This window comes from Streptomyces sp. FH025 (assembly GCF_017427025.1).
In the GTDB taxonomy this organism is placed as follows: domain Bacteria; phylum Actinomycetota; class Actinomycetes; order Streptomycetales; family Streptomycetaceae; genus Kitasatospora.
In genome coordinates, this window is record NZ_JAFLNG010000421.1 from 1 (window position 1) to 6925 (window position 6925).

The following is a 6925-nucleotide window of genomic DNA, read 5'->3' on the forward strand; positions in this document are numbered from 1 at the left end:
AGGGTGCGGTGCACGGCCGGGCGGATCGGCACCAGGACGCAGTCGGCCGGCAGCATGGTCAGCGCCAGTGCGGGCATCACCGAGACCCCGACGCCCGCGTGCACCATGCCGATCAGTGTGTTGAGGTCGCGGATCCGGTGCCGGGGCGTGAAACGGGTGCCGGCCCGCCGGTAGGCCTCGCGGATGTGGCGCTCGCAGCCGCCCTCGGAGAGCAGGAAGTCGTCGTCCTCCAGCTCGGCGACGTGCACGGTCTCCTGCCCGGCGAGCGGGTGGTCGCGGCGCAGCAGCGCGTGCATCGAGTCGGCGCCGAGCGCGACCGCCCCGGGCGGCAGCGGTCCCGCGTCCACCAGGACGGCGGCGTCCACCGTGCCGGCTTCCAGCCAGGCGGCCAGTTCGCCGTCCTCGCCCTCGAAGACCCGCACGGTGACCTGCGGGTACGCGGCCTGCCAGTCCCGCAGCAGCCCGGGCAGCAGTGACTGGCAGACGGTGGTGGGCGCGGCCAGCCGGACGGTGCCGGTCAGGCCGCCGGTGTGCCGGGTGGCGATGGTGCGGACGGCGGCGGCGGAGGCGACGGCGGTGCGGGCGTGCGGCAGGACCTGCTCGCCGAGCGGGGTGGGCCGGCAGGGGCTGCCGCGTCGGAGGACGGGCGCGCCGAGGGCGCGTTCCAGCGCGGCCACGGCGTGCGAGACGGCGGACTGGCTGATGCCCAGCTCGTCGGCGGCCGCGCCGAAGCCGCCGGTGTCGGCGACCGCGACCAGCGCCCTGAGCTGGGCCAGGTTGACCTCCGAGGCCATGAGACTTCCTCATCCATCCGGCACTGTCACTTGTTGGACTCATGGTTCCGCCGCGAGCCATCCTCTGTCCAGCGAACAAGCGAACAAGCGAACAGCGAACAGGGACAACGGACAAAGGACAACGGAGGACGGAGGTGGTCGAGGTGCGGCGCTGGTTGCCGGGCTTCGTGGCACTGTCGGCGATCTGGGGCGGGAGCTTCGCCCTGATCAAGGTGGCGGTCGACGCGGGCGTGCCGCCGGTGTGGGTGGCGCTGTGGCGCTGTCTGCTCGGGGCCGTCACGCTGTGGGCGGTCCTGCTGCTGCGCGGCGAGCGGGCCCCGCGCGACCGGGCGCTGTGGGGGCACTCGGCGGTGGTCGCGGTGCTGCTCAACACGGTGCCGTTCATCCTCTTCTCTTTCGGCGAGACCAGGGTCAGCTCGGTGCTGGCCGGGGTGATGAACGCGACCACCCCGCTGTTCACCCTGCTGTTCGCGGTGCTCACCGTCCCCGAGGAGCGCCGCCCGGGGGCCCGCCGGCTCGTGGGCCTCGCGCTGGGCTTCGTCGGGGTGCTCACCGTGCTCGGGGTCTGGCGCGGCCTCGGCTCCGGCGCGATCGTCGGGGGCCTGGCCTGCCTGGCCGCCGCCTGCTGCTACGGCGCGGGCTTCGCCTACCTGCGCCGCTTCCTGTCCGGCCGGCCGGAGTCGGTGACGACCCTCTCCGCGCTCCAGATCGGCTGCGCCGCAGTCGAGTTGGCCGTGGTCGCCCCGATCGCCGCGGGCGCCCCGCACTGGCCCGGCGGTGCCGCGGCCGCCGCCCTGCTGGTGCTCGGCGCGTTCGGTACGGGCCTGGCGTACCTGCTCAACCTGCGCCTGGTCCGGGCGGCGGGCACGGCCGTGGCCTCCGCCGTCACCTATGTGACGCCGCTGTGGTCCACCGCCCTCGGCGCGGCCTTCCTGGCCGAGCCGGTCGGCTGGAACGCGCTGGTCGGCGGGGCCCTGGTGGTCGCCGCCGTCGCCCTGACCAGGCCCCGCAGGGTGCCCGCGGCTCCGAAGGAGCGTCAGCCGGTTGGTTAGAGTGAACGGGTGAACGAGGATCCGCAGCCGGTGGCCGTCTGGGCCGCTCTGCGGGCCCGTCCGCTGCGCTTCCCGCTCACCGGCTGGGTGCCGCGCTGTTGGGCGCACCTGCTCGGCGGGGCGCTGCTCGGGCCGCTGCTACTGGCCGTGCTCGCGGTGCTGCTGGTCGTCGGAACGGGCCTGTCGGTGGTCGGGATCGGGCTGCCGCTGCTGCTCGCCCTCGCCCTGGCGGGCATCCCGGCGGCCGCCGTGCAGCGCTGGCGGCTGCGGCTGGTCGAGCCCGTCCCGGTGCCCGATCCGCACCGCCGGCTGCCCGGGGCCGGGCGCCGCGCCCGGATCCGTACCCGGCTGCGCGAGCGGGCCACCTGGCGTGAGCTGGCCCATGCCGGGCTCGCCTCGACGGTGCTCGCCACCGCCTCGCTCGGCTGCACCGCGCTGCTGCTGCTCTCCGGCGCGTTCGCGCTCTCCCCGCTGGTGGTCTGGGCGCTCGCCCCGGAGACCGTGATGCTCGTCCCCGGGTACGCCGTGCCTGGGCCGGCTGCCGCCCTGCCGTTCAGCGCCGCCGGGCTCGCCGGGCTGCTGCTCTGCGCGTACGCGGGGGCGCTGCTGGCCGGGGCCGAGGTCGCGCTGGCCCGCTTCCTGCTCGGGCCCCGGGAGGACGACCTCGGCCGGCAGGTGCTCGAACTCACCCGCTCCCGGGCCCGGCTGGCGGACGCCTTCGAGGCCGAGCGGCGCCGGATCGAGCGCGACCTGCACGACGGCGCGCAGCAGCAGCTGGTGGCGCTCAGCATGACGCTCGGCCTGGCCGAGTACGAGCTGCGCGGCCGGGAGCCCCGCGGCCGGGAGGAGCGTGCGGAGGGGCCGGGCTCCGGCGAGGAGCGGGCGGCGGAGCTGGTCGCCCGGGCGCGCGGCGAGGCCCGGCAGGCACTGGAGCAGCTGCGCTCGCTGGTGCGCGGCATCCACCCGCAGGTGCTCACCGACCACGGCCTGGCCGCCGCCGTCGCCGAGGTCGCGCTGCACCACCCGATCCCGGTCGCCACCGACTTCGAGCTCCCGGAGCGGCTGCCCGCGCCGGTGGAGACCACCGCCTACTTCACCGTCACCGAGGCGCTCACCAACGCCGCCAAGCACAGCGGCGCCACCGCGATCACCGTCCACGGGCGGGTCGCGGCCGGCCGGCTGGTCGTCCAGGTGACCGACGACGGCCGCGGCGGGGCCGACCCGGCCGCCGGGGCCGGACTGGCCGGACTCGCCGACCGGGTGGCACTGCTGAGAGGACGACTGATGGTGACGAGCCCGAAGGGCGGCCCGACGACGCTGCGGCTGGAGGTCCCGTGCTCCGGATCGTGATCGCCGAGGACGCGGTGCTGCTGCGCGCCGGGCTGGTCGAACTGCTCGCCCTCGGCGGCCACCGGGTCACCGCCGCCGTCGGCGACGCCGAGGCCCTGGCCGCGGCCGTCGACGCCGACCGGCCGGACATCGTCGTCACCGACGTCCGGATGCCCCCCGACCACACCGACGAGGGCCTGCGCGCCGCCCTCGCCCTGCGCGAGCGCCACCCCGGCCTGCCCGTCCTGGTCCTCTCCCAGTACGTGGCCACCCCGTACGCCACCCGGCTGCTCGCCGCCGCCGGCGCCCAACCGGCGGGCCTGGGCTACCTGTTGAAGGACCGGGTCGGCGAGGTCGCCGACTTCCTCGACGCGCTGCGCCGGGTCGCCGCCGGGGAGACCGTCATCGACCCCGACGTGGTCCGCGTCCTCCTGCGCTCCCAGTCCGCCGACCGCCCGCTGGCCCGCCTCACCCCGCGCGAACGCGAGGTGCTGGCGCTGATGGCGGAGGGCCTCAACAACCAGGCCGTCGCCGGCCGGCTGAGCATCACCGAGGCCTCGGTGGTCAAGCACTGCGGCAACATCTTCATGAAGCTCGACCTGGACCCGACCGAGGGCAACCGGCGAGTGCTGGCGGTGCTGGCGCACCTGCGGGGGGAGTGAACCCGCCTGGGAGCGGCCGGATCCGCCCACTTGTCAGCGTGGTGGCGATGCCCAACGATGGCGTCATGGTGAGGGTACGGGAACCGCAGAGCGCGATCGTCAACCGGTTGCTCAAGGGCGAGGCGAGCAGGGACGACGCCACGGCGGCCGAGACGAACTTCCTGCTGTGGCTGCGGCACGAGTGGGACGCGGACGGCGACCGCGCCCTCGCGGACTGCGCGCGGGCGCTGGACGAGGCCGGGGGCGAGGAGTGGCGGGCCCTGCCGGAACGCGATCTGTCCGCCCACGTCTGGCTGTTCAGCTTCTCCTGCCCGCGCCGCGACGACCTGCGGGGCGAGGCGGGGAAGTGGGTGGCGGCGGTCCAGGGCAACGGTGGGGCGCACGCGATCGCGCAACTGGTCAGGCGCCTGCGGGGGCAGCCCGAGTGAAGCACCAACTCTGCCACTTGTCACAGTGGTTGGGATGGCGAACGATGTGCCGATGGTGACGGAACGGGAACCGCAGAGCGCACTCGTCAGCAGATTCCTCTCGGGTCTGGCGACCGAGGAGGACTTCGCGACGGCCAAGGCCAACTTCCAGCGGTGGCTGCGGGACCAGTGGGACGGTGACGCGGAGCTGGCGTCGGCGACCTGCGCGCGGGCCCTGGTCGAGGCCGGGGGAAAGAAGTGGCAGGCCCTGCCGGAACGCGATCTGTCGGCCCACGCCTGGCTGTTCAGCTTCGCATGCCCGCGCCGCGACGACCTTCGGGGCCAGGCCAAGAAGTGGGTGAGGGCGGCCCGTCGCATGGGCGGGGCGCCCCTGATCGCACAACTGGTCAGGTTCCGGCGGGGGTAGCCGGAATGATGCGGCCGGGTGCGGGCTCCGCAGAGGTCTCCGCAGAGGGTGCCGCAGAGGGTTCCGCAGCGGTGAACGGCAGCTCCGGGTCGAGGAGTTCGGCCAGCCGCCGCGCCGAGGCCTCCCAGCTCCAGTGCTCCGCCGCCCAGCGTCGCCCCGCCGCGCCGATCCGGGCGCGCTCGGCGGGCGGCGCCAGGAGCAGCCTGGTGAGGGCGGCGGCGACGTCCGCCGGGCTGCGGCCGTCGACGACCGTGCCCGTGACGCCGTCCAGGACGGTGTCGGGGGCGCCGCCCGAGCGGCCGGCCACCACGGGCAGCCCGGCGGCGGCCGCCTCCAGGTAGACGATGCCGAGGCCCTCGGCCTCCAGCCCCAGACGGCGGGTGCGGCAGGGCATGGCGAACACGTCGGCGGCCGCGTAGTGGGCGGCGGTCGCGGCGTGGTCGAGGCCGCCGGCGAACTCGACGCTGCCCGGCTCGGTGTGCCGCAGCGCCAGCGCGCGCAGCCGGTCCTCGTACGGTCCCCGTCCGACCAGCACCAGCACCGTCCCGGGGACGGCCCGACGGATCGCGGGCAGGGCGCGGATCAGCATGTCCTGCCCCTTGCGCGGGACCAGCCGGGCCACGCACAGGATCACCGGGCCCGGCCCCCGGACGCCCCCGGCGGGCCGGAACACCGCCGGATCGACGCCCGGCACCAGCCGCGCCAGCCGGGCGTCCGGTCCGAGCGCCGGGGCGATCCGGGCACGGGTGTACTCGCCGAGGTAGGTGACCGCGTCCACGCTGCTCCCGATCCGGCGCAGCAGTCGGCGGGCACCGGGGGTGCGGGCCCACCAGATCTCGTGGCCGTGGGTGGTGGCCACGGTGCGCCGGATGGCCGGGGCCAGGCTCAGCAGGCCGGGCGTCATCGCGGCGAGCGGTGCGGCCGCGCCGAACCAGACCCGGTCGCAGCCGTGCGCGCGGGCCAGTTCGGCGGCGCGGCGGGTGACCCGCGGGGTGGGCAGCAGGGTGCGGGCGCGGTCGCGGATCACCGGAAAGGGGAGAGCGGCGTCGTGGCGGGCCGCACCGGGCTCGGCGGAGGTGTAGACCACGACCTCGCCGGGCAGGCGGGCGGCCATGGCGTGGACGAAGGTCTCGATGCCGCCCTGACGCGGCGGATAGTCGTTGGTGACGACGAGGGTGGAGCCCATGGGAGGCCTCTTTCACGGGAGATGGACGCGAGCAGGACGAGGACGAGCGGCAGCGCGAGGTAGCCGAACCGGCCGGCGGGCGCGAGCAGGAAGGCCGCGGTGAGCCCGAGGGCCAGCCGGTGCGCCGCGCCCGCCGCGCTCAGGGGCGGGCGCAGCAGCAGGGAGGCCCCGACGGCGAGCCCGGCGAGCAGCAGCAGGCCGACGGCGGCGTACCAGCCGGGCGGACCGAGGTCGGCCAGCAACCGCCCGGGCAGCGGACTGGCGGCCGGGGTGGGCAGGCCGCCGCGCCCGGTGGGGAAGGCGAACACCTGCCGGACCAGCGGCCCCGGCGAACGCAGCGCCCCGGGCAGTACCAGCAGTGCCGCCCCGCCCACCGCGACGGCCGTCCCGCGCAGCGCCGCCCGCCGTCCGGCCGTGGCCGCCAGCAGCGCGGCGACCACGGCGACGGCCGGCCAGGCCGTCCACTTGAGCGAACAGGCCGCTGCCAGCGCCAACCCGGCCGCCACCGGCCGCCGTTCACCGGCCCGCACCAGCGAGAGCCAGAGGAGGCCGGTGAGCGGAAGGTCGACGCCGCTGACGCACAGCGGCAGGGCGACCGGCGGCGAGGCGATGAGCGCGTACCCGCCGAGCCCGTACCTGCCGAGCCCGTACCTGCCGGGCCTGTGTCTGCCGAGCGCGTACCCGCCGAGCGCGTACCCGCCGGGCCCGCGCCCGCCGGGCACCGTCCGCAGCATGCAGAGCAGGAACACCAGCGCGCACCACAGCCGTGCGTCGCCGAGCGGTGAGTCGCCGAGCAGCGCCCGGGGCAGGCCCAGCAGGGCCATCCCCGGCAGGTACGGGGTGTACTCCTCGACGGTCTGCGGCTCGGCCAGGTACGGCGTCCCGGTGTGCAGCAGCAGCTGCCCGGACCGCTCGATCACCCCGACCTCGCTCTGCCCCCGCCCGGTCAGCACCAGCGCGAGCAGCGGCACCAGCACCGCCCCGACCAGCGCGACGGCCACGGACACCTCACGCCCGCGCCGCCGCAGCACCGCCACGGCGAGCGCCGCCGTCCCGTACCCGAGGGCC

8 protein-coding genes are annotated in these 6925 nt (G+C 76.1%); 5 read left to right on the forward strand and 3 right to left on the reverse strand.

The genetic code is table 11. From position 1 onward, the window contains the following. Nucleotides 1-794: LysR family transcriptional regulator (locus tag J0670_RS25615; protein WP_207814026.1), on the reverse strand; the 794-nt coding region annotated here is incomplete at its 3' end. Between the two features lie 134 nt (nt 795-928). Between J0670_RS25615 and J0670_RS25620 the strand changes: the two genes are divergently transcribed. The 5 genes from J0670_RS25620 to J0670_RS25640 are packed head-to-tail and all read left to right on the forward strand — an operon-like array spanning nt 929 to nt 4671. Further along, complete coding sequence (locus J0670_RS25620; protein WP_307806686.1) at nt 929-1846, forward strand: DMT family transporter; 918 nt, start codon at nt 929-931, stop codon at nt 1844-1846. Between the two features lie 9 nt (nt 1847-1855). Continuing rightward, nucleotides 1856-3196, forward strand: coding sequence for a sensor domain-containing protein (locus J0670_RS25625; RefSeq protein ID WP_307806687.1), 1341 nt, complete (start codon nt 1856-1858; stop codon nt 3194-3196). Then, the gene (locus tag J0670_RS25630) at nt 3181-3837 is read left to right on the forward strand and encodes a response regulator transcription factor (protein ID WP_207814028.1); all 657 of its coding nucleotides are present in this window, start codon (nt 3181-3183) and stop codon (nt 3835-3837) included. The genes J0670_RS25625 and J0670_RS25630 overlap by 16 nt, the downstream gene beginning before the upstream one ends. Nucleotides 3838-3884: 47 nt before the next feature. After that, nucleotides 3885-4265 carry a hypothetical protein gene (locus tag J0670_RS25635; protein ID WP_207814029.1) on the forward strand — a complete coding sequence of 127 codons (381 nt, stop codon included), beginning with the start codon at nt 3885-3887 and terminating at the stop codon, nt 4263-4265. Nucleotides 4266-4299: 34 nt separating this feature from the next. Beyond that, entirely contained in the window at nt 4300-4671 is a 372-nt protein-coding gene (locus J0670_RS25640) for a hypothetical protein (RefSeq protein ID WP_207814030.1), read from the forward strand. Here the strand turns inward: J0670_RS25640 and J0670_RS25645 are convergent. Both J0670_RS25645 and J0670_RS25650 read right to left on the reverse strand, forming a co-directional pair. Continuing rightward, the gene (locus tag J0670_RS25645; RefSeq protein ID WP_279383069.1) at nt 4652-5785 is read right to left on the reverse strand and encodes a glycosyltransferase family 4 protein; all 1134 of its coding nucleotides are present in this window, start codon (nt 5783-5785) and stop codon (nt 4652-4654) included. The two genes, J0670_RS25640 and J0670_RS25645, sit on opposite strands and share 20 nt — an antisense overlap. Then, the coding region (locus J0670_RS25650; protein ID WP_243437507.1) for a glycosyltransferase 87 family protein at nt 5695-6925 on the reverse strand (1231 nt) is incomplete at its 5' end. The genes J0670_RS25645 and J0670_RS25650, both read right to left, overlap by 91 nt.